Annotated in this window: 27 protein-coding genes; 23 read left to right on the top strand and 4 right to left on the bottom strand. The window is 66.8% G+C overall.

From position 1 onward, the window contains the following. The 11 genes from EJO66_RS02915 to EJO66_RS02865 all read left to right on the top strand — a co-directional run bounded on the left by EJO66_RS02915 (position 1) and on the right by EJO66_RS02865 (position 9,170). A complete protein-coding gene (locus EJO66_RS02915; RefSeq protein ID WP_124957500.1) occupies positions 1 to 756 on the top strand; it encodes an ABC transporter permease in 756 nt (251 codons plus the stop codon). A gap of 19 nt (positions 757 to 775) precedes the next feature. Next, complete coding sequence (locus EJO66_RS02910) at positions 776 to 1,018, top strand: BolA family protein (protein WP_012746311.1); 243 nt, start codon at positions 776 to 778, stop codon at positions 1,016 to 1,018. A gap of 38 nt (positions 1,019 to 1,056) precedes the next feature. Then, positions 1,057 to 2,346 carry a UDP-N-acetylglucosamine 1-carboxyvinyltransferase gene (gene murA / locus EJO66_RS02905; protein WP_124957421.1) on the top strand — a complete coding sequence of 430 codons (1,290 nt, stop codon included), beginning with the start codon at positions 1,057 to 1,059 and terminating at the stop codon, positions 2,344 to 2,346. Then, complete coding sequence (gene hisG, locus EJO66_RS02900) at positions 2,343 to 2,984, top strand: ATP phosphoribosyltransferase (protein ID WP_021005882.1); 642 nt, start codon at positions 2,343 to 2,345, stop codon at positions 2,982 to 2,984. The genes murA and hisG overlap by 4 nt, the downstream gene beginning before the upstream one ends. Before the next feature lie 19 nt (positions 2,985 to 3,003). Continuing rightward, the gene (gene hisD / locus EJO66_RS02895) at positions 3,004 to 4,374 is read left to right on the top strand and encodes a histidinol dehydrogenase (RefSeq protein WP_125964572.1); all 1,371 of its coding nucleotides are present in this window, start codon (positions 3,004 to 3,006) and stop codon (positions 4,372 to 4,374) included. 34 nt (positions 4,375 to 4,408) lie between these two features. Beyond that, complete coding sequence (locus EJO66_RS02890) at positions 4,409 to 4,780, top strand: hypothetical protein (RefSeq protein WP_124957419.1); 372 nt, start codon at positions 4,409 to 4,411, stop codon at positions 4,778 to 4,780. Continuing rightward, complete coding sequence (gene hisC, locus EJO66_RS02885; protein ID WP_124957418.1) at positions 4,777 to 5,868, top strand: histidinol-phosphate transaminase; 1,092 nt, start codon at positions 4,777 to 4,779, stop codon at positions 5,866 to 5,868. The genes EJO66_RS02890 and hisC overlap by 4 nt, the downstream gene beginning before the upstream one ends. Then, complete coding sequence (gene hisB, locus EJO66_RS02880; RefSeq protein ID WP_124957417.1) at positions 5,865 to 6,488, top strand: imidazoleglycerol-phosphate dehydratase HisB; 624 nt, start codon at positions 5,865 to 5,867, stop codon at positions 6,486 to 6,488. Before hisC ends, hisB begins: the two co-directional genes overlap by 4 nt. A 19-nt stretch (positions 6,489 to 6,507) precedes the next feature. Next, a complete protein-coding gene (gene hisH / locus EJO66_RS02875) occupies positions 6,508 to 7,164 on the top strand; it encodes an imidazole glycerol phosphate synthase subunit HisH (RefSeq protein WP_124957416.1) in 657 nt (218 codons plus the stop codon). Between the two features lie 63 nt (positions 7,165 to 7,227). Next, positions 7,228 to 7,971, top strand: a complete 744-nt coding sequence (gene hisA / locus EJO66_RS02870; RefSeq protein WP_012746319.1) for a 1-(5-phosphoribosyl)-5-[(5-phosphoribosylamino)methylideneamino]imidazole-4-carboxamide isomerase — start codon at positions 7,228 to 7,230, stop codon at positions 7,969 to 7,971. A 23-nt stretch (positions 7,972 to 7,994) separates the two neighbouring features. Further along, on the top strand, positions 7,995 to 9,170 hold the full coding sequence (locus EJO66_RS02865; protein ID WP_124957415.1) for an AAA family ATPase: 1,176 nt from the start codon (positions 7,995 to 7,997) through the stop codon (positions 9,168 to 9,170). Positions 9,171 to 9,182: 12 nt separating this feature from the next. Here the strand turns inward: EJO66_RS02865 and EJO66_RS02860 are convergent, their stop codons facing one another. After that, on the bottom strand, positions 9,183 to 10,100 hold the full coding sequence (locus tag EJO66_RS02860) for an amino acid ABC transporter substrate-binding protein (RefSeq protein WP_125964571.1): 918 nt from the start codon (positions 10,098 to 10,100) through the stop codon (positions 9,183 to 9,185). Positions 10,101 to 10,108: 8 nt separating this feature from the next. After that, positions 10,109 to 11,416, bottom strand: a complete 1,308-nt coding sequence (locus tag EJO66_RS02855) for a dicarboxylate/amino acid:cation symporter (protein ID WP_124957413.1) — start codon at positions 11,414 to 11,416, stop codon at positions 10,109 to 10,111. 194 nt (positions 11,417 to 11,610) lie between these two features. Here EJO66_RS02855 and EJO66_RS02850 point away from each other — a divergent pair, with 194 nt between their 5' ends. The 9 genes from EJO66_RS02850 (at position 11,611) to tatC (ending at position 16,487) form a co-directional block, all read left to right on the top strand. Continuing rightward, the gene (locus tag EJO66_RS02850; protein ID WP_124957412.1) at positions 11,611 to 12,447 is read left to right on the top strand and encodes a D-hexose-6-phosphate mutarotase; all 837 of its coding nucleotides are present in this window, start codon (positions 11,611 to 11,613) and stop codon (positions 12,445 to 12,447) included. Positions 12,448 to 12,468: 21 nt separating this feature from the next. Further along, a complete protein-coding gene (gene hisF / locus EJO66_RS02845) occupies positions 12,469 to 13,248 on the top strand; it encodes an imidazole glycerol phosphate synthase subunit HisF (protein ID WP_124957411.1) in 780 nt (259 codons plus the stop codon). A 30-nt stretch (positions 13,249 to 13,278) separates the two neighbouring features. Beyond that, a complete protein-coding gene (gene hisI, locus EJO66_RS02840; protein WP_185738262.1) occupies positions 13,279 to 13,677 on the top strand; it encodes a phosphoribosyl-AMP cyclohydrolase in 399 nt (132 codons plus the stop codon). Then, positions 13,674 to 14,054, top strand: a complete 381-nt coding sequence (locus EJO66_RS02835) for a phosphoribosyl-ATP diphosphatase (RefSeq protein ID WP_124957409.1) — start codon at positions 13,674 to 13,676, stop codon at positions 14,052 to 14,054. Before hisI ends, EJO66_RS02835 begins: the two co-directional genes overlap by 4 nt. Before the next feature lie 11 nt (positions 14,055 to 14,065). Continuing rightward, positions 14,066 to 14,455 carry a DUF4870 family protein gene (locus EJO66_RS02830; protein WP_124957408.1) on the top strand — a complete coding sequence of 130 codons (390 nt, stop codon included), beginning with the start codon at positions 14,066 to 14,068 and terminating at the stop codon, positions 14,453 to 14,455. After that, positions 14,445 to 14,804, top strand: a complete 360-nt coding sequence (locus EJO66_RS02825; protein WP_124957407.1) for a histidine triad nucleotide-binding protein — start codon at positions 14,445 to 14,447, stop codon at positions 14,802 to 14,804. The genes EJO66_RS02830 and EJO66_RS02825 overlap by 11 nt, the downstream gene beginning before the upstream one ends. Before the next feature lie 65 nt (positions 14,805 to 14,869). Further along, on the top strand, positions 14,870 to 15,121 hold the full coding sequence (gene tatA, locus EJO66_RS02820; RefSeq protein WP_124957406.1) for a Sec-independent protein translocase subunit TatA: 252 nt from the start codon (positions 14,870 to 14,872) through the stop codon (positions 15,119 to 15,121). Positions 15,122 to 15,134: 13 nt separating this feature from the next. Beyond that, complete coding sequence (tatB, locus tag EJO66_RS02815) at positions 15,135 to 15,593, top strand: Sec-independent protein translocase protein TatB (protein WP_124957405.1); 459 nt, start codon at positions 15,135 to 15,137, stop codon at positions 15,591 to 15,593. A 78-nt stretch (positions 15,594 to 15,671) separates the two neighbouring features. Continuing rightward, entirely contained in the window at positions 15,672 to 16,487 is an 816-nt protein-coding gene (gene tatC / locus EJO66_RS02810) for a twin-arginine translocase subunit TatC (RefSeq protein ID WP_124957404.1), read from the top strand. Positions 16,488 to 16,491: 4 nt separating this feature from the next. On the opposite strand, the gene EJO66_RS02805 is transcribed toward tatC, so the two are convergent. Beyond that, a complete protein-coding gene (locus tag EJO66_RS02805) occupies positions 16,492 to 17,652 on the bottom strand; it encodes a trypsin-like peptidase domain-containing protein (protein ID WP_124957403.1) in 1,161 nt (386 codons plus the stop codon). Positions 17,653 to 17,940: 288 nt separating this feature from the next. Between EJO66_RS02805 and EJO66_RS02800 the strand changes: the two genes are divergently transcribed. Genes EJO66_RS02800 through pdxA form a run of 3 tightly spaced genes read left to right on the top strand, consistent with a single transcriptional unit; the run spans position 17,941 to position 21,109 of the window. Then, positions 17,941 to 19,284 (top strand): MFS transporter, encoded by a 1,344-nt coding sequence (locus EJO66_RS02800; protein WP_124957402.1) that lies wholly within the window; start codon positions 17,941 to 17,943, stop codon positions 19,282 to 19,284. Next, entirely contained in the window at positions 19,281 to 20,054 is a 774-nt protein-coding gene (locus tag EJO66_RS02795; RefSeq protein WP_124957401.1) for a Nif3-like dinuclear metal center hexameric protein, read from the top strand. The genes EJO66_RS02800 and EJO66_RS02795 overlap by 4 nt, the downstream gene beginning before the upstream one ends. After that, entirely contained in the window at positions 20,051 to 21,109 is a 1,059-nt protein-coding gene (pdxA, locus tag EJO66_RS02790) for a 4-hydroxythreonine-4-phosphate dehydrogenase PdxA (RefSeq protein ID WP_124957400.1), read from the top strand. Before EJO66_RS02795 ends, pdxA begins: the two co-directional genes overlap by 4 nt. 23 nt (positions 21,110 to 21,132) lie before the next feature. On the opposite strand, the gene mscL is transcribed toward pdxA, so the two are convergent. Beyond that, the gene (gene mscL, locus EJO66_RS02785; RefSeq protein WP_124957399.1) at positions 21,133 to 21,564 is read right to left on the bottom strand and encodes a large conductance mechanosensitive channel protein MscL; all 432 of its coding nucleotides are present in this window, start codon (positions 21,562 to 21,564) and stop codon (positions 21,133 to 21,135) included. Between the last annotated feature and the right edge of the window lie 32 nt (positions 21,565 to 21,596).

Here is a 21,596-nt window from a genome sequence, read left to right as displayed (position 1 = left end):
GTGACGGGTTGGCGCGCGCTGCTCTACAAGGAAACGCTGCGCTTCTGGAAGGTCGGCTTCCAGACCGTCGGCGCGCCGGTGCTCACCGCGCTGCTCTACCTGATGGTGTTCGGCCATGTGCTCGAAGACCACGTGAAGGTCTACGGCTCGGTTGGCTACACCGCCTTCCTGGTGCCGGGCCTCGTGATGATGAGCGTGCTGCAGAACGCCTTCGCCAACAGCTCGTCGTCGATCATCCAGAGCAAGATCATGGGCAACCTGGTGTTCGTGCTGCTCACGCCGCTGTCGCACTGGGGCTGGTTCTTCGCCTACGTGGGCTCGTCGGTGATCCGCGGGCTGGCCGTGGGTCTCGGCGTGTTCGCGGTCACGATGTTCTTCGCCATGCCGAGCTTCGTTGCGCCGCTCTGGATTCTGGTGTTCGCGCTGCTGGGCTCCGCCATGCTCGGCACGCTGGGGCTCATTGCCGGGCTCTGGGCCGAGAAGTTCGACCAGATGGCGGTGTTCCAGAACTTCCTGATCATGCCCATGACCTTTCTGTCGGGCGTTTTCTATTCGATCGGTTCGCTGCCGCCGTTCTGGCAGGGCGTGAGCCACCTGAACCCGTTCTTCTACATGATCGACGGCTTCCGCTACGGTTTCTTCGGCGTGAGCGACGCCTCGCCGTGGCTGAGCCTGGGCATCGTCGGCGCCGCATGGCTGGTGGTGAGTGCGATCGCCGTCCACCTGCTGCGCATCGGCTACAAAATCCGCGGTTGACCGCTTTTTCCAGACCCCCATGACCGCCGAACAACTCCAGGCCCTGATCCAGTCCCATCTTCCCTGCGAGCACATCACGCTCGAAGGCGACGGCCGGCATTGGTACGCCACCATCGTATCGGCCGAATTCGAGGGCAAGCGCGCGATTCAGCGCCACCAGCGGGTCTACGCGACCCTGGGTGCGAAAATGCATACCGACGAGGTGCATGCGCTCTCGATGAAGACCTACACGCCGGCCGAATGGGCGGCGTTGGAAAAATAACTCTCCGGCCCCCGGGGCCCTGATTCGCTGGAAATTCGATGGACAAACTTCTGATTCGCGGCGGGCGCCAGCTCCGCGGCGAGGTACTCATTTCCGGCGCCAAGAACGCAGCCCTGCCGGAGCTGTGCGCCGCGCTGCTGACCGGCCAGCCCGTGACGCTGCACAACGTGCCGCGCCTGCAGGACGTGTCGACCATGCTCAAGCTGGTGCGCAACATGGGCGTTTCGGCCGAGCGCGACGACAACGGCACGGTACGGCTCGAAGCGGGCGACCTCAGCAACCCCGAGGCGCCCTACGAACTGGTGAAGACCATGCGCGCCTCCGTGCTGGCGCTGGGCCCGCTGCTCGCGCGCTTCGGCCATGCCAAGGTGTCGCTGCCGGGCGGCTGCGCCATCGGCTCGCGGCCGGTCGACCAGCACATCAAGGGCCTGCAGGCCATGGGCGCGGAGATCGTGGTCGAGCACGGCTACATGATCGCCAGCCTGCCGGCCGGGCGCACGCGCCTGAAGGGCGCGCGCATCCTGACCGACATGGTCACCGTCACCGGCACCGAGAACTTCCTCATGGCCGCGGCGCTGGCCGAGGGCGAAACGCTGCTCGAGAACGCCGCGCAGGAGCCCGAAATCGTCGACCTGGCCGAGATGCTGATCCGCATGGGCGCGAAGATCGAAGGCCACGGCACCAGCCACATCCGCATCCAGGGCGTCGAGAAGCTGCACGGCTGCGAGCATGCCGTGGTGGCCGACCGCATCGAGGCCGGCACCTTCCTGTGCGCTGTTGCGGCCACTGGCGGCGACGTGTTCCTGCGCCATGCGCGCGCCGACCACATGGACGCGGTGATCGACAAGCTGCGCGACGCCGGCTGCACCGTCGCGGCGCAAGAGGGCGGCGTGCGCATCAGCTCCAGCGCCCCGGCCTGCGAGCACCTCAAGGCGCAGAGCTTCAGCACCACCGAATACCCGGGCTTCCCGACCGACATGCAGGCCCAGTTCATGGCCCTGAACGTGATCGCGCGCGGCGCCTCGATGGTCACCGAGACCATCTTCGAGAACCGCTTCATGCACGTGAACGAGATGGTGCGCCTGGGTGCCACGATCCACGTCGAGGGCAAGGTGGCGATGGTCGAGGGCGTGCAGCAGCTCTCGGGCGCCACCGTGATGGCAACCGACCTGCGCGCCTCGGCCAGCCTCGTGATCGCCGGCCTCGTGGCCGATGGCGAGACGCTGGTCGACCGCATCTACCACCTGGACCGCGGCTACGACCGCATGGAAGCCAAGCTGCGCGGCCTGGGCGCGGACATCGAACGCATCTCGGGAGCTGCCGCATGATCACCCTGGCGCTTTCGAAGGGCCGCATCTTCGAAGAGACGATGCCGCTGCTGGCCGCCGCCGGCATCGAGGTCACCGAAGACCCCGAAAAATCGCGCAAGCTGATCCTGGCCACCACCCGGCCCGACGTGCGCGTGGTGCTGGTGCGCGCCTCCGATGTGCCCACCTACGTGCAGTACGGCGGCGCAGACCTCGGCGTGACCGGCCTGGACGTGCTGCTGGAAAACGGCAACCAGGGCATGTACCAGCCGCTGGACCTGCGCATTGCGGCCTGCCGCCTCAGCGTGGCGGTGCGCGCCGACTACGACTACGCCTCGGCCGTGAAGCAGGGCTCGCGCCTGCGGGTCGCCACCAAGTACGTGGGCCTGGCGCGCGACTTCTTCGCCACCAAGGGCGTGCACGTGGACCTGATCAAGCTCTACGGCAGCATGGAGCTCGCGCCGCTCACCGGCCTGGCCGACGCCATCGTCGACCTGGTCTCGACCGGCAGCACGCTCAAGGCCAACCACCTGGTCGAGGTCGAGCGCATCATGGACATCAGCGCGCGCCTCGTGGTCAACCAGGCTGCGCTCAAGCTCAAGCGCGAGCCGATCCGCCGCATCATCGACGCCTTCGCGTCGGCCATTCCTTCCGCCTGACTTCCGCCCGAACCCTCCCATGACTCCGAAAGCAGCCCCCGTCCGCCTCTCCACGGCTTCAGCCGGCTTCGACGCTGAATTCAAGGCGCGGCTGCATTGGTCCGCGGATGCCGATGCGGCCATCGAGAAGGTGGTGGCGGACATCCTGGCCGATGTGCAGAAGCGCGGGGACGAGGCGGTGCTGGAGTACACGCGCCGCTTCGACGGCCTCGGCGCTGCGGCCGTGGCGGAACTCGAACTGACGCAGGCCGATTTCAAGGAAGCCTTCGACTCGCTGCCTGTCGCCCAGCGCGATGCGCTGCGGGCCGCGGCCGACCGCGTGCGCAGCTACCACGAGGCGCAGAAGAAGGCCAGCGGCGAGAGCTGGAGCTACCGCGACGTGGACGGAACGCTGCTGGGCCAGAAGGTCACGCCGCTCGACCGCGTGGGCATCTACGTGCCCGGCGGCAAGGCCGCCTATCCGTCCAGCCTGTTGATGAACGCCATTCCGGCCCACGTGGCGGGCGTCGGCGAAATCATCATGGTGGTTCCCACGCCCGCGAAGGGCAGCGTGGCCACGGGCGGCTCGGGCGGGCAGTCGTCCACCAGGGGCGAGCGCAATGTGCTGGTGCTCGCCGCCGCCTACGTGGCAGGCGTCACGCGCGCCTTCACGATCGGCGGCGCGCAGGCCGTGGCCGCGCTGGCCTACGGTACGGCCACCATCCCGGCAGTCGACAAGATCACCGGCCCCGGCAACGCGTACGTCGCAGCCGCCAAGCGCCGCGTGTTCGGCACCGTGGGCATCGACATGATCGCGGGCCCGAGCGAAATCCTCGTCTTGGCCGACGGCAGCACGCCGCCCGACTGGGTGGCGATGGACCTGTTCAGCCAGGCCGAACACGACGAGCTCGCACAAAGCATCCTGCTGTGCCCCGACGCCGCGTACATCGACCGCGTGCAGGCGGAGATCGACCGCCTGCTGCCCGGCATGCCGCGCGCCGAAATCATCGCGGCTTCGCTCAACGGCCGCGGCGCGCTCATCCACACCAAGAGCATGGAAGAGGCCTGCGAGATCAGCAACCGCATCGCCCCGGAACACCTGGAGGTGAGCAGCAGCGAGCCGCAGCGCTGGGAGCCGCTGCTGCGCCACGCCGGCGCGATCTTCCTCGGCGCCTTCACCAGCGAGAGCCTGGGCGACTACTGCGCGGGCCCCAACCACGTGCTGCCCACGAGCGGCACGGCGCGCTTCTCGAGCCCGCTGGGCGTGTACGACTTCCAGAAGCGCTCCAGCCTCATCGAAGTGAGCGAAGCCGGCGCGCAGGTGCTCGGCCCCATTGCCGTCACGCTGGCCGAAGGCGAAGGCCTGCAGGCGCACGCCGAAGCGGCACGCATGCGCCTGCGCAGGGTCTGAAGCCCCCCCCCGCCGCCGGCAGGAGCAAAGCAAGATGGCTCGACGCCGTTCTTTTCATCGTTCGCGCGCGGCGGCATGGCTGCTGGCGCTCGCGGCTGCGGGCTCGGCGCACGCCATGAGCATCCGCGAACTGCGCACGCTGGAAGCGAGCGAAAAGGACGGCAAGGCCTACGCGAGCTACTACCTCGTCGGCGTGCTCGAGGGCCTGCGCGAAGGCGTGGAGGCCTCGCAGCGCAACGGCCAGAAGCCGGTCTTCTGCGTCGAGGGCCGCCGCCTGGAGCCTTCGATGGCACGCTCCCTCTACCAAACAGAGCTGACCCGCAACGCCGACAGCTACGAAGCCGACATGCCCGTTCAACTGGTCATGGCCGGCGCCCTCAGAAACAGCTACCGCTGCACCCGATGACATCTTCTTTCCCCGCCGCCCGCCCGATCGACCGCATCCGCTCCGACGTGCAGTCCATGCATGCCTATGCGGTGCAGGACGCACGCGGCTTCGTCAAGCTCGACGCCATGGAAAACCCCTTCGGCCTGCCGCCCGCGCTGCAGGCCGAGCTTGGCGCGCGGCTCGGCGCGCTGGCGCTCAACCGCTATCCGGGCGAACGCGGCGCCGACCTGCAGCGCGCGCTGGCTGCGCACGCACAGATGCCCGAGGGCTTTTCGCTGATGCTGGGCAACGGCTCCGACGAACTGATCTCGCTGCTCGCCATTGCCTGCGACATGCCCGGCGCCGCGGTGCTCGCGCCCGTGCCCGGCTTCGTGATGTACGCGATGAGCGCGCAACTGCAGGGCCTGCGTTTCGTCGGCGTGCCCCTCACGGCCGACTTCGAGCTCGACGAGGCGGCCATGCTCGCCGCCATCGCGCGCGAGAAGCCGGCCATCGTGTACCTGGCGTATCCGAACAATCCCACCGCCAACCTCTGGGACGATGCCGCCATCGAGAAGATCGTGCAGGCCCAGGGCGAGCAGGGCGGCTTGGTGGTGATCGACGAGGCCTACCAGCCCTTTGCGGCCAAGAGCTACATCGACCGCATCGCGCGGCATGGCCATGTGCTCCTGATGCGCACGCTCAGCAAGTTCGGCCTGGCTGGCATCCGGCTCGGCTACCTCATGGGCCCGGCCGCGCTGGTCGCGCAGATCGACAAGGTGCGCCCGCCCTACAACATCAGTGTGCTCAACTGCGAATGCGCACTGTTCGCGCTCGAGCATGCCGAGGTGTTCGAGGCCCAGGCGCGGCAGATCCGCGACGAGCGCCACCGCCTCATGATGGGGCTGGGCCGCCTTGCGGGCGTGAAGGCCTGGCCGAGCGATGCCAACATGATCCTGGTGCGCGTGCCCGATGCCGCCAAGGCCTTCGAGGGCATGAAGGCGCGCGGGATTCTTGTGAAGAACGTTTCTAAAATGCACGAACTGCTCGCGAACTGCCTGCGCCTCACCGTCGGAACGGCCGACGAGAATGCGCGGATGCTCGCGGCACTCGAAGCCTCACTATGACCACCCCCCAAACAGCCGACACGGGCACCGCCGACCGCACCGCATCGGTCACCCGCAACACCGCCGAGACCAAGATCACCGTCAGCGTCAACCTGGACGGCACGGGCAAGGCCAGGCTCTCCACGGGCATCGGCTTTTTCGACCACATGCTCGACCAGATCGCCCGCCACGGCCTGATCGACCTCGAGATCGACTGCCAGGGCGACCTGCACATCGACGGCCACCACACGGTGGAAGACGTGGGCATCACCCTGGGCCAGGCGGTGGCCAAGGCCGTGGGCGACAAGAAGGGCATCCGCCGCTACGGGCACGCCTACGTGCCGCTGGACGAGGCGCTGAGCCGCGTCGTCATCGATTTCTCGGGCCGTCCCGGCCTGGTGATGCACGTGCCGTTCACGAGCGGCATGATCGGCACCTTCGACAGCCAGCTCACCTACGAGTTCTTCCAGGGCTTCGTCAACCACGCCTTCGTCACGCTGCACATCGACAACCTCAAGGGCGTCAACGCACACCACCAGTGCGAAACCGTGTTCAAGGCCTTTGCGCGCGCGATGCGCGGCGCGCTCGAACTCGACCCACGCTCCGTGGGCGTCATTCCATCGACCAAAGGTTCGCTCTGAGCACCCTCGTCGCCAAGCTATGAAATCTGTAGCAAATACCGTCGCCGTGGTCGACTACGGCATGGGCAACCTGCGCTCCGTCTCGCAGGCCGTGCAGCATGCGGCCGACCAGGTGGGCGTGCAGGTCTTCGTCACCTCCGACCCCGAGGTGGTGCGCAAGGCCACGCGCGTGGTGCTGCCGGGGCAGGGCGCCATGCCCGACTGCATGCGCGAGCTGCGCGACTCCGGCCTGCAGGAGTCGGTGCTCGAAGCCGCGGCAAGCAAGCCGCTCTTCGGCGTGTGCGTGGGCATGCAGATGCTGCTGTCGCGCAGCGACGAAGGCCCGACCGACGGGCTCGGGCTGATTCCGGGCGAAGTCGTCAAGTTCGACCTGGCGGGCCGCCTGCAGCCCGACGGCAGCCGCTTCAAGGTCCCGCAGATGGGCTGGAACCAGGTGCGCCAGGCCCGGCCGCACCCCGTGTGGGCAGGCGTGCCGGACATGAGCTACTTCTATTTCGTGCACAGCTTCTATGCGCGGCCGGCCGACAGCCGGCACAGCGTGGGCGAGGCCGATTACGGGGCATGCTTTACCGCTGCCGTCGCACGCGATAACATTTTTGCCACCCAGTTCCACCCGGAGAAGAGTGCGGACCATGGGTTGCAGCTCTACCGAAATTTCCTCCACTGGAATCCCTGACCTTATATTCCCGCCCGGGCCGAAGCTTCCTCAGCCCGGATTCCGCACACTCGCGTCACTTCCATGCTCCTCATTCCCGCCATTGATCTCAAAGACGGCCACTGCGTTCGCCTCAAGCAGGGCGACATGGACCAGTCCACCATCTTCAGCGAAGACCCGGCCGCCATGGCCCGCAAGTGGGTCGAGGCCGGCGCGCGGCGGCTGCACCTGGTCGACCTGAATGGCGCCTTCGCCGGCAAGCCGCAGAACCACGCGGCCATCAAGGCGATCCTGCGCGAGGTGGGCGACGACATTCCGGTGCAGCTGGGCGGCGGCATCCGCGATCTCGACACCATCGAGCGCTACATCGACGACGGCCTGCGCTACGTGATCATCGGCACGGCCGCGGTCAAGAACCCGGGCTTCCTGAAGGACGCCTGCGTGGCCTTCGGCGGCCACATCATCGTGGGGCTCGACGCGAAGGACGGCAAGGTCGCCACCGACGGTTGGAGCAAGCTCACGGGCCACGAGGTGGCCGACCTCGGCAAGAAGTTCGAGGACTACGGCGTCGAATCGATCATCTACACCGACATCGGCCGCGACGGCATGCTCTCGGGCATCAACATCGATGCGACCGTCAAGCTCGCGCAGGCCCTGACCATCCCGGTGATCGCCTCGGGCGGCCTGTCGAACATGGCCGACATCGACCAGCTCTGCGCGGTCGAGTCCGAAGGCGTCGAAGGCGTGATCTGCGGCCGGGCCATCTATTCGGGCGACCTCGACTTCGCCGCTGCGCAGGCCCGCGCGGACGAGCTCGCCGGCGCCTGAGGCGCTTCCTTCTGTAGCGCGGCGTGCTTTCCGCGCTTGCCATCGCCAACTACCGCTCGCTGCGCCAGCTGACGGTGCCGCTCGGGCGGCTCACGGTGGTGACCGGGCCCAATGGCAGCGGCAAGTCCAGCGTCTACCGCGCGATGCGGCTGTTGGCCGAGATTGCCAACGGCGGCGTGATCCGCTCGCTGGTGCGCGAGGGCGGGCTCGCTTCCACCCTGTGGGCCGGGCCGGAGCGTTTTTCGGCCGCCATGCTGCGCGGCGATACCCCGGTGCAGGGCACTGTGCGCAGCGAGCCCGTGAACCTGCGGCTCGGCTTCTCGGGCGTCGAGATGAGCGACTTCGGCTACGCCATCGACATCGGCCTTCCAGTGCCGCGCGAGACAGCCTTTGGCGGAGATCCGGAAATCAAGCGCGAGGCCATCTGGAGCGGCCCGGTTCTGCGGCCCGCCACGCAACTGGTCGACCGCAAGGGCGCAGCGCTGCGGTTGCGCGGCGAGCGCAGCGGAAGCTGGCAGGCGGTGGGGCGGCCCATCGCCCACTTCGCCAGCATGATGACCGAGTACGCCGATCCGCACGCCGCGCCCGAGATGCTCGCGCTGCGCGAGCAGATGCGCTCCTGGCGCTTCTACGACCACTTCCGCTCCGACGCCGATGCGCCCGCGCGCCAGCCGCAGCTCGGCACCTACACGCCGGTGCTCGCCAACGATGGTGCCGACCTGGCCGCCGCGCTGCAGACCATCCGCGAGATCGGCGACGGCGAGGCGCTCGACCGCGCCGTGGACGATGCATTTCCAGGCGCCCGCATCCAGGTGCGGGTGAACGAAGACCGCTTCGAAACGCTGATGCACCAGCATGGCCTGTTGCGGCCGCTGACGGCGGCGGAGCTTTCGGACGGCACCTTGCGCTACCTGCTCTGGATTGCCGCGCTGCTGACGCCCCGGCCGCCGGCGCTCCTGGTGCTCAACGAGCCGGAGACCAGCCTGCATCCCGACCTGCTGCCCGCGCTTGGCCGGTTGATCGCGCAGGCCGCGCGCGGGTCGCAAGTGATCGTGGTGTCGCATGCCGCGCGGCTGATTGCCGCGCTCGAAGACAGCAATGATCTGCAATCGGTGGTGCTCGAAAAGCGCTTCGGCGAAACCCGCATCGCCAATCTCGACATGAGCGGGATTCCGCATTGGGCGTGGCCCGCGCGCTGACCGCCGGCGCGGTCATTCCGCCTTTACCGCCATCGTCTGGATGATCGCTTGCAGCTGCGCGCTCATCGGCAGGTCGATGCTTTCCCCGGTGGGCAGCTTGCGCAGGAACCAGCGCTTGTACTGGCGCTCGATTTCGCCGTCCTGCGCCAGCACCTGGAAGGCGTCGTTGATCACCTTGGCCAATTGCGTATCGCCCTTGCGGTACATGATGCCGTAGGGGTCGTAAGAGAGGTAGTCGCCGACCACCTCGTACTGGGCTTTTGCGGCTTCCCGCGCGATCAGGCCGTAAAGCAGCACGTCATCGGTGGCAAAGGCGTCGGCCTGGCCGCTTTTCATCAGCCCGAAGGAATCGGCGTGATCCCGCGCCACCCGCAGGTCGATATCGAGCTTGAACTTCTGCGACAGCTCGCGCAGCGTCTTCTCGTTGGTGGTGCCCGCGGTGACGGCCACCCGCTTGCCGGCCAGGTCGCGGAACGACTTGATCGGCGACCCCTTCTTCACCAGCACCTTGGTGCCCGAGACGAAGATCGTGGGCGAAAAGCTCACGCGCTTTTGCCGCTCGAGGTTGTTGGTGGTCGAGCCGCATTCGAGATCGACCGTGCCGCGCTCGACCGCATCCATGCGCGAATCGGAGGTCACCGGCACCCACTTGATCGCGAGGCTCTTGTTCACCGCCTCTTCAATGGCCGTGACCAATTCGCGGCAGAGCTCGATCGAATAGCCGACGGGCTCCTGGCGTGCATTGAGAAAGGAAAACGGCACCGACGACTCGCGGTAGCCGATGGCGACGGTGCCACTCTCGCGCACCTTGGCAAGGGTGCCGGTCAGCATCGCAGGAGCTTCCTGCGCCTGCACGGCGGCGCCCGCGGCAAGGGCGGCCGCCGCCAGCAGGCCGGCAATGAAAACCGGCAGCCTGGCCCTGGGCTTCATGGCGAGCCTCACGCGTGTGCCGGATGGGCAAGGGTGGCTGCGGCTTCGGCGTCGAGCGTCTTCGCATTCACCGCCGCGTCGCTCTCGGAGAGCAGTTCGCCCTCCCACTTCGCGACCACGGCCGTGGCGATGGAGTTGCCCACCGCGTTGGTGGCCGAGCGCCCCATGTCCAGGAAAGTGTCGACGCCCAGGATCAGCAGCAGGCCGGCTTCCGGAATGTCGAAGTGGTTGAGCGTGGCGGCAATCACCACCAGCGAGGCGCGCGGCACGCCGGCCATGCCCTTGGAGGTGAGCATCAGGATGAGCAGCATCGTGATCTGCGTGCTCAGCGGCATGTGGATGTTGTAGGCCTGCGCGATGAAGAGCACGGCAAAGGTGCAGTACATCATCGAGCCGTCCAGGTTGAACGAATAGCCCATCGGCATCACGAAGCTGGAGATCTTGCGCTTGACGCCGAAACGGTCGAGCGCCTGCAGGATCTTCGGGTAGGCCGCTTCCGAGCTGGCCGTGGCGAACGAAAGCAGGAAGGCTTCCTTGATGAGCGCCATCAGCTTGAACACCCGGCGTCCCAGGAACGACACCCCCGCAAGAATCAGCACGCCCCACAGCACGAAGAGGCCCAGGTAGAAGTCGCCCATGAAGACCGCGAACTTCAGCAGGATGCCCAGGCCGTTCGTCGCAACGGTGGCAGCCATGGCGGCCATGACGGCAAGGGGCGCCAGCTTCATCACGTAGCCGGTGATCTTGAGCATGGCGTGCGAGAGTTCGTCGATGGCGGCCACCAGCGTCCTGGCCTTGTCGCCGAGCGAAGCGAGCGCCACGCCGAAGAACATCGAGAACACCACGATCTGCAGGATCTCGTTGTTGGCCATGGCCTCGGCGAAAGACTTTGGAACCAGGTGGCTCACGAAGTCCTTGAGGGTGAACTTCGCGGTGGCCAGGTTGGCCGAAGCGCCGATGTCCGGCAGCGGCAGTCCCAGGTTTTCGCCGGGCTTCAAAAGGTTGGCCATCACCAGGCCGATGAGCAGCGAAATGAGCGAAGCGGTAAAGAACCAGCCGAGCGACTTGCCGAACACGCGGCCCACCGACTTGGCGTCGCCCATGTGCGCAATGCCCACCACCAGCGTGGAAAACACCAGCGGCCCGATCAGCATCTTGATGAGGCGCAGAAACACGTCCGACACAATCGACACGTAGCCTGCGATCTGCGCCGCTGCCTTCTTGTCGGGGAAGCTCGTGAAGATCATGTAGCCGACAAGAATGCCGACCACCATGGCGATCAGGATCCAGGCGGCGGCCGGCAGTTTTCTCTTCATGCGTTTTCTCTTCGATCTGTATGTATGGTTTTGGGGTGCGCACGGACCTGCCGGCGGCTGTGCTTTTGTGCGGCGGCAAAAGGGTATCCAAGAAGGCCCCCTCGGTGCAACCAGCAGCACCACGGCTTCGATGAGGTCTTAAGTGTCCATTGCCGGTTTTGCGCGCGGGATTTTCCGCTGCCTACAATTCCTCCATGGACATCAATCCGATCGAGTTTCGCGGCCAACCGGCGCTTCGCGCCACCAGTACCGACGGGGGTGCTTTCACCGTGTCTCTACATGGGGCGCAACTGCTTTCGTGGACCACGGCAGGTGGTGTCGAGCGGCTCTACCTGAGCCCACGCGCGGTGTTCGATGGGGTGGCCGCAATCCGCGGCGGCGTGCCCATCTGCTGCCCTCAATTCAACCAGCGCGGCATGTTGCCCAAGCATGGATTCATGCGCAATCTGCCTTGGGAAAACAGAGGTATCGACGCCACATCGGGCGAACTGAGCCTGCGGCTGCGCGACAGCGAGGCCACGCGCAAGCTCTGGCCGCACGCTTTCGAGGCGCGCCTGCAGATCGGCATGGCCGCGGGCCGGCTGCGCACCACGCTGACCCTGCTCAACATCGGCCATGGCCCGTTCAGCTTTGCTGCGGCCCTGCACACCTACCTGCGCGTCGACGATATTGCGCAGGTGCGCCTCGAGGGCCTGCAGGGTGCCAACCGCTGGGATTCGCTGCGCGACGACCGCCACGTGGAAACGGCCCCGGCGCTGCGTTTCGATGCCGAGTTCGACAGCGTCTATGCCGCTCCCGCGAAGCCGCTGCGCCTGGTGCAGCCCAGCGGAACGCTCGAAATTGCGCAAAGCGCCAGCTGCAGCGAAACCGTGGTCTGGAACCCCGGTGCCGTGCTTGGTGCGAAACTCGCCGACATGCCCGAAGATGGCTACAGGCACATGCTGTGCGTGGAGGCCGCGCGCATCGACGAGCAGGTACTGCTCGCGCCCGGCGCCCAATGGCAGGGCTGGCAGCAGCTTCGCGTTCTCTGATTTCCTCCCTTACGACCGACCATGCTTGCAAAACGCATCATTCCCTGTCTCGACGTCACCGGCGGCCGCGTGGTCAAGGGCGTCAACTTTCTCGAGCTGCGCGACGCCGGAGACCCGGTGGAGATTGCAGCGCGCTACAACGCACAGGGTGCCGACGAGCTCACTTTTCTCGACATCACGGCCACCAGCGACGGCCGCGACCTGATCCTGCCGATCATCGAGGCGGTGGCCTCGCAGGTCTTCATTCCATTGACGGTGGGGGGCGGCGTGCGCACCGTGGCCGACGTGCGCCGGCTGCTCAATGCGGGCGCCGACAAGACCAGCTTCAATTCGGCGGCCATTGCCGATCCGCAGGTGATCAACGACGCCTCGCAGAAGTACGGCTCGCAATGCATCGTCGTGGCCATCGACGCCAAGCGCCGCAGCCCCGAAGAAGCGGCCACGCGCGGCGCGGGCTGGGACGTGTACAGCCACGGCGGCCGCAAGAACACCGGCCTGGACGCCGTCGAATGGGCGATCGAGATGGTGCGCCGCGGTGCCGGCGAAATCCTGCTCACGAGCATGGACCGCGACGGCACCAAGAGCGGCTTCGACCTCGAGCTCACCCGCGCAGTCAGCGACGCCGTCGACGTGCCGGTGATCGCCTCGGGCGGCGTGGGCAGCCTCGACGACCTTGCCGACGGCATCCAGACCGGCGGCGCCGACGCAGTGCTGGCCGCCAGCATCTTCCACTACGGCGAGCACACGGTCGGCGAAGCGAAAGCCCGCATGGCCGCGCGGGGCATTCCCGTTCGGACCTGATCCGCTTCCGGGCCGCCCGGGGGTGGGACAATATCGTCCATGAACTGGCTTGACGAAGTGAAATGGGATGCGAACGGGCTGGTGCCCGTGATCGCGCAGGAACAGGGCAGCAACGACGTGCTGATGTTCGCCTGGATGAACCGCGAGGCGCTCCAAAAGACTGCCGAGCTTGGCCGCGCGGTGTATTTCAGCCGTTCGCGCAACAGGCTGTGGTTCAAGGGCGAGGAATCGGGCCACGTGCAGACCGTGCACGAGATCCGCCTGGACTGCGACAACGACGTCGTGCTGCTCAAGGTCACCCAGCTCGGCCACGAGCCCGGCATTGCCTGCCACACCGGCCGCCACAGCTGCTTCTTCAGCAAGTACGAGAACGGCCAATGGAGCGTGGTCGAGCCGGTCCTGAAAGACCCGGAGTCGATCTACAAATGACGGCCACGGTGAACACCTCGGATGCCCTCGCACGCCTTGCGGCGGTCATCGAAAGCCGCCTGCCCGCACGCGGCGGCGACCCCGACAAGAGCTACGTGGCGCGCTTGCTGCACAAGGGCCCCGATGCCTTTCTCAAGAAGATCGGCGAGGAAGCCACCGAGGTGGTCATGGCCGCCAAGGATGCCGACCATGGCGGCGACCGCGCGAAAATAGTGAACGAAGTGGCCGACCTGTGGTTCCACACCATGGTGGCGCTGGCGCACTACGGTTTCTCGCCCGGCGAGGTGATTGCGGAGCTCGAGCGCCGCGAGGGCACCAGCGGCATCGAGGAAAAAGCCTTGCGCAAGGCACAGGCCCGCGAGGCATCCAACGATTGAAAGGACGTCCCATGGCCAACGACATCGTGAATGTGGAACCCGACGACTCGCTCAAGACCTGGGGCTGGATCAGCTATATCCTGCACCTGATCGTGGCCATTGGCGCCGTCCTGCCGGGGGCGCAGGCCTCGGTGGCGCTGCTGCTGGTGGCGCTGCTGATCGATTTCATCAAGCGCGACGACGCGGCCGGCACTTGGCAGGCCACGCATTTCAGCTGGCGCATCCGCTCGGTGCTGTGGGCGGGCCTGCTGTACATCCTGACCGCATGGCTCTGGCTGCTCTTTCTCGTGCCGGGCTGGATCGCCTGGAGCCTCATTTCGCTGTGGTTTCTCTACCGGATCGTGAAGGGCATGATCCGCATGAACGGCAGCCGTCCCATGGAACCCAAAGATGTCATCTGATCCGAACTGCGTCTTCTGCAAAATCATCGACGGCAAGATTCCTTCGCGCAAGGTCTACGAGGACGACGAGCTGTTCGGCTTTCACGACATCGCCCCCTGGGCGCCGGTGCATTTCATGCTGGTGCCCAAGCGGCACATCGCCTCGATGGCGCAACTCACCCCCGACGATGCCGCGCTGATGGGCAGGATCATGACGCTGGCACCCAGGCTCGCGCTGGAACAGGGCTGCAGGCCCTATCCGGAGGGCGGCTACCGGGTCGTCGTCAACACCGGCACCGAGGGTGGGCAGGAGGTTCACCATCTCCATGTGCACGTCATGGGCGGCCCCCGCCCGTGGCTGCGCGGCTGAATCCCATTAATCCGAACTGTCACATTCAGCCCGACTAAAATCGGACACATTCTTAGGAGTCTTCCATGGGTTCTTTTTCTATCTGGCACTGGCTGATCGTGCTGCTCGTCGTGGTCATGATCTTCGGCACCAAGAAGCTGCGGAACATGGGTTCCGACCTTGGTGGCGCCGTCAAGGGCTTCAAGGACGGCATGAAGGACGGCACCACCACCGCCGATGCACCCGCCGCTTCGTCGGCTCCTGCGGCGCAGGTGACCGGCCAGCCGGCCAACAGCGACAAGTCCACGATCGACGTCGAAGCGCGTCAGAAGTCCTGAGCGCAGGTCATAAGTGCTCGACCTCGGCATTGAGAAGCTGGCGCTCATCGGCGTCGTGGCTCTGATCGTCATCGGGCCGGAAAAGCTGCCCCGGGTGGCGCGCACCGTCGGCACCCTGCTGGGCAAGGCGCAGCGCTACGTGAACGACGTCAAGGCTGAAGTCAACCGCTCGATGGAGCTGGACGAACTGCGCAAGATGAAGGGCACGGTGGAAGATGCCGCGCGGGACGTCGAGCAGAGCATCCACAGCGGCGCAAGCGAACTCGAGAAGCAGTTCTCCGGCTCGGGCGAGACCCTTTCGGCCCTGGCCGAACCCGAGCCCGCGGTGCCGGAATACAGGCATCCCCGCAAGAACTGGCGCCTGAAGCAGGGCGCCACGCCGCAGTGGTACAAGGCGCGCAACGGCGTGCGCACCAAGGCGCTTTCGGGTGCCGCGCGCGTCGCCCGCTTCCGTCCCCACAAGATCAACTAGCGGCTTTCCCACCAGCGCGTTCCTCGTGCGCCGCACGCCGGCCGAAGCCACGCTTTTCTCCTGCTTTTTCTCCTTCCAATGGCCGATTCCGACAACAAGAACAAAGACGCAGAAGACGAGCTGGCGGGCACCGAACAACCGTTCGTGCAACATCTGGTCGAGCTGCGCGACCGGCTGCTCTATTGCGTCTACGGCCTGGCGGTCGCGGGCATCCTGCTGGCCATCTGGCCCGGCCCGGGCGGGCTGATCGACCTGATCGCGATGCCGATCCGCGCGCACATGCCGCCGGACGCCAAGCTCATCGCCATTGGCGTGTTCTCGCCGTTCTTCGTGCCGCTCAAGGTGCTCATGATGACGGCGGTGCTGCTGGCGCTGCCCTGGCTCATGTACCAGGCCTGGATGTTCATTGCGCCGGGGCTCTACAGCCATGAAAAGCGCTTTGCGCTGCCGCTGATCTTCTTCGGCAGCCTGCTGGCCTACGGCGGCATCGCCTTCGTGCAGTTCTTCGTGCTGGACAAGATGTTCAGCTTCATCCAGAAGTTCACGCCGGCCGCGGTGGCGGCCACGCCCGACATCTCCTCGTATGTCGAAGCCATTCTCTCGCTCTACATCGCGTTCGGCGTCGCCTTCCAGGTGCCGATCGTCGTGATGCTGCTGGTGCGCTTCGAGATGGTGACCATCGAGAAGCTGCGCTCGTTCCGCGGCTACTTCATCGTGGTGGCCTTCGTGATCGCCGCGGTGCTCACGCCCCCGGACGTGGTGTCGCAGCTCGCGCTGGCGGTGCCGATGTGCCTGCTCTACGAGGTGGGCATCATCGGCGCCCGCTATTTCGCAGGGGGCAAGAAATCATCCGAAGAGAAGGAAGAAAGCGCGGATTCCTCCGCGTCTTCCTGACCGGTCATTCGGGCTGGTTCGGCACTTGCCGCATCGGGCTCCTGGGCCGCAGGCCCGGCATCACGTCCAGTTCCATCTTGTCGGTGCCGCGCTGCAGCGCGAAGCGCGCGGTGCTGCCGGGCTTGAGGCCGGCCACGGCGGTCAGCAGGGCCTGCACGTTGTCGGTCTTCTTTTCGCCGACCGAGGTGATCACGTCGCCTGGACGGATGCCGGCCTTGGCCGCGGGGCCGTTCTGCAGCACGCCAGTGATGATGACGCCGGCATCGGCCTTCACGCCGAAGGTTTCGGCCAGTTCGGGCGAGAGTTCGTTCGGCTCGACACCGATCCATCCGCGGCGCACCTGGCCGTCCTTCACGATGCCCTCGAGCACGATTTTCGCCATGGAAACCGGAATCGCGAAGCCGATGCCCATGCTGCCGCCCGAGCGCGAATAGATGGCGGTGTTGACGCCCTGCAGGTTGCCGTTCACGTCGATCAGCGCGCCGCCCGAATTGCCGGGGTTGATGGCCGCGTCGGTCTGGATGAAGTTCTCGAAGTTGTTGATGCCGAGCTGGTTGCGCCCAAGCGCCGAGACGATGCCGCTGGTGACCGTCTGGCCCACGCCGAAGGGATTGCCGATGGCCAGCACCTGGTCGCCCACCTGGAGCTCGTCGGAATTGCCCAGCACGATCGCGGGCAGCTTGTCCATCTCGATCTTGAGCACGGCCAGGTCGGTGTCCGGGTCGGTGCCGATCACCTTGGCGCGCGTGTGGCGGCTGTCGTTGAGCGTGACCTCGATTTCGTCCGCGCCTTCGACCACGTGGTTGTTGGTGAGGATGTAGCCCTCGGCACTCACGATCACGCCGCTGCCCAGGCCGACCTGGGGCTGGTCGCCCTGGTCGCCGAAGAAAAAGCGGAACCACGGATCGTTGCTGCGGGGATGGCGCTGCGCGGCCTTGCTGGTGTTGATGCTCACGACGGCCGGCGAGGCTTTCCTGGCCGCCGCGCTCAGGCTGCCGGCGACCGGCACGGATGGGGCGCCCGACGGCGCCTCGACGATCGACACCACGCCGCCCAGGGAGGTGGCGCGGCGGTTGATCCATTCGGGTTTGAGTGTTGCAACGACGAAGTAGGCCGCCAGAAGGACGGTCACGGCTTGGGCAAAGAGCAGCCAGGTGCGTTTCATGAAGCTTTGGATAGAACGGGGGAACGCGCCGTCCACGCGGCGCCAACGGGTCCATTGTCCCTCAACCCCCGTCTGCCAGAAACCGCGCGGTGCGGTCGAGAATGACAAAGGTCTTGTGCGCCAATAAGGGATAACCCTTAGCATTGCGCAACGAGCCCACACGGCTCCGAGCTCCGGCCTTCCGCGCCGCCCATCCGGTGGACGCGGCCAGGCGTTTCGCCGGCGCGCCGATCTTCCGCTTCCCATCCCTCGGCGGCCCGGCGCGCGGCAACGACCTTCCTGCCCGCCATGACTTCTCACGCAATCTCCCCGGACGGCACGCAGCCGGCACCGGCGCGCACGCTCGGCGCGCGCGACTACAAGACCCTGGCCCTGTCCGCGCTCGGCGGAACGCTGGAGTTCTACGACTTCGTCATCTACGTGTTCTTCGCCACCGTGCTGGGCGCGCTTTTCTTTCCCGCCGACATGCCCGACTGGCTGCGGCAGCTCCAGACTTTCGGCATCTTCGCCGCCGGCTACCTGGCCCGCCCGGTGGGCGGTATCGTCATTGCGCATTTCGGCGACCTGCTCGGCCGCAAGCGCATGTTCACACTGTCGATCTTCCTGATGGCGGCGCCCACGCTGGTCATCGGCCTGTTGCCCACCTACGCGAGCATCGGCATTGCCGCACCCTTGCTGCTGCTGGCGATGCGCGTGCTGCAGGGCGCGGCCATTGGCGGCGAGATGCCCGGCGCCTGGGTGTTCATCGGCGAGCACGTGCCGGCGCAGCGCTACGGGTTCGGCATCGGCGCGCTGACTTCGGGCATCACGGGCGGCATCCTGCTGGGCTCGCTGGTGGCCGTGGCCATCAACCGCCACTATTCGCCGGCGGAGGTGAGCGGCTTTGCCTGGCGCATTCCCTTCGTGCTGGGCGGGGTGTTCGGCCTCGTCTCGGTGTACCTGCGCCGCTTCCTGCACGAGACGCCGGTCTTCAGGGAGCTGGCAGACCGCAAGACGGTGGCGCGCGAGCTGCCGCTGCGCACCGTGCTGCGCGAGCACCGCGCGGCCAGCGTCTACGTGGCGCTCCTGACCTGGGTGCTGTCGGCCGCCATCGTGGTGGTGGTGCTGTACACGCCCACCTACCTGCAGAAGGTGCACCACATTCCGGCTGCGCTGGCGCTGGAAGCCAACGCCCTTGCCACGCTGACCCTGACCATCGGCTGCGTGCTGGCCGGCTGGGCCAGCGACCGCATCGGCACGCGTGCCGTGATGCTCGTCGGATGGGGCGGGTTGTTCGCAACGGCCTATCTTTTCTACACGGGACTGCCCGGCACGCCGGCCACGCTGTTCTGGCACTACGGCCTGGTGGGATTGTTCGTGGGCACCATCGCCACGGTGCCGATTGCGGGCGTGCGCGCGTTTCCGGCGCCGGTGCGCTTCACGGGGCTTTCGTTCGCCTACAACATGTCGTATGCCGTGTTCGGCGGCCTGACGCCGGTGATCCTCACGCTCTGGCTGCAGCGCGACACCATGGCGCCGGCGCACTACGTCGCCGTGCTGGCCGGGCTGGGTTTCGTGCTGGCCCTGTGGCCATTGGCGGCGCGCGGCCATGCGATGCGCGACGGCATCGGGAGCGCGACAATGGCGCGATGAGCACCACTCGCCATGAATTGCTGCATGCCTTCGACCTGCTCCTTGCGCCGTCGCGCTTCAAGGACTACGGACCCAATGGCCTGCAGGTCGAGGGCCGCACCGTGGTGCGGAAGATCGTCTCCGGCGTCACGGCGAGCCGCGCGCTCATCGAGGCCGCCATCCATGCCGAGGCCGACGCCATCTTCGTGCACCACGGCCTGTTCTGGCGCGGCCAGGACGGCTGCGTCACCGGCTGGATGAAGCAGCGCCTGGGGCTGCTGCTGGGCGACGACGTCAACCTGTTCGCCTATCACCTGCCGCTCGATGCGCATCCGGAGCTTGGCAACAACGCGCAGCTCGGCCTGCAGCTCGGCTTGCTCGCCCATGCCGGATCGGCGGGGCGCTTCGGCGACCAGGAGCTCGGCTTCCTGGGCGCACTCGAAAACGCAGAGACCTTTCCCAATGCCAAGGCGCTGGCCGCCCATGCGGAAAAGGTGCTGAAGCGGCCCGTCACCCTGGTGGACACGGCGCACCGCCCGATCAGGAACATCGCGTGGTGCACGGGTGGCGCCCAGGGCTATTTCGAGGCCGCCATTGCCGCCGGCGCCGACGCCTTCATCACCGGGGAGATCTCCGAACCGCAGGCCCACTACGCCCGCGAAATGGGCGTCGCCTTCCTGGCCTGCGGCCACCATGCCACCGAGCGCTACGGCGCCCAGGCGGTGGCCGGGCACGTGGCGGCCCAGCTCGGGCTGAAGCACGAGTTCATCGACATCGACAATCCGGCATGAGCGGCCAGGTTCCCCTCGCTCCTGTCGCCATCACGCTGGGCGATCCCGCGGGCATCGGTCCGGAAATCATCGCCAAGGCCTTCCGCCAGGCGCCTGACGCCACGCGCGGCGCTTTCGTGGCCGGCGACGTGGCCGCGATGCGCCGGGCATCGCAGGCGCTGGCGCTGCCCGGGCAACCTGCCTGGCCGGTGGCGCAGATCGCGCACATCGCCGAAGCGGCCGCGGTGCCGCCGGGCTGCATCCCGGTGCTGCAGGTGGTGGCCGCACCGGCGGAAAACATCGTGCCGGGCCGGATCGGTGCCGAAGCCGGCCGCGTGGCCGGCGATTGCGTGGTCTGGGCTGCACGCGCCGCATTGCGCGGCGAGATCGCCGCCATCGTCACGGCGCCGCTGCACAAGGAAGCACTGGCCGCGGCCGGGTTTCCCTATCCCGGCCATACCGAGCTGCTGCAGGCCGAGGCCGCCGCGCATGCGGGCGTCGCGGTGGACGGCATGCCGGTGCGCATGATGCTGGCCAACGACGAACTGCGCACCGTGCTGGTGAGCATTCACATGTCGTTGCGCGACGCCATCACGGCCGTGAGCTTCGGCAGCGTGCTGGAGACGCTGCGCATCACCCACCGTGCCTTGCAGCGCATGCTCGGGCGGGCGCCGCGCATCGGCGTGGCCGGCCTCAATCCGCATGCGGGCGAGGGCGGCCTGTTCGGCTCCGAAGAGCGCGACATCATTGCACCGGCCATTGCGGCGGCCCATGCCGAAGGCATCGACGCCCAGGGACCTTACGCGCCCGACACCGTCTTCATGCGTGCGCGTGCCAGGCCCGGGGTGCCGGGAAGCGGCGAGTTCGATGTGGTGATTGCGATGTACCACGACCAGGGCCTGATCCCGGTCAAGTACCTTGGCGTGGAGAAGGGCGTGAACGTGACGCTGGGCCTGCCGCTGGTGCGCACCAGCCCCGACCATGGCACCGCATTCGATATCGCAGGCACGGGACGGGCCGATGCGTCGAGCCTCGTCGAGGCGCTGCGCATGGCCAGAACGCTGGCGGGCGCCTGATCAGGAAGGCGCGCGGGGGCGGCTCAGGGGCGCTTCAGGCTGTCGCGGATTTCGCGCAGGAGGGCGATGTCTTCCGGCGGTGCCACCGGTGCCGCGGGCGCCTCCGCCTGCGTCTTGCGCAGCTTGTTGATCTGCTTGACCATCATGAAGATGATGAAGGCAAGGATCACGAAGTTGACCGCGATGGTGATGAAGTTGCCATAGGCCAGCACCGGCACGCCGGCCTTCTTGAGGTCGGCCAGGTTGTTGGCGACACCCGCCGGCGCGGTGCCCAGCACCATGTACAGGTTCGAGAAATCCAGCTTGCCGAACACCAGCCCGACAAGCGGCATGATGATGTCGGCAACGATCGAATCGACGATCTTCCCGAATGCCGCGCCAATGATCACGCCGACGGCGAGATCGATCACGTTGCCCTTGACGGCGAATTCCTTGAACTCACTGAGGATGCTCATGATTTCAATATGCTCCAGGAGCGCTGGTGTTG

Origin of the sequence: Variovorax beijingensis (assembly GCF_003951285.1) — a bacterium.
Lineage (GTDB): Bacteria > Pseudomonadota > Gammaproteobacteria > Burkholderiales > Burkholderiaceae_C > Variovorax > Variovorax beijingensis.
The sequence above is the reverse complement of the archived record's forward strand: the minus strand, read 5'-3'. Positions and strand labels throughout refer to the sequence as shown.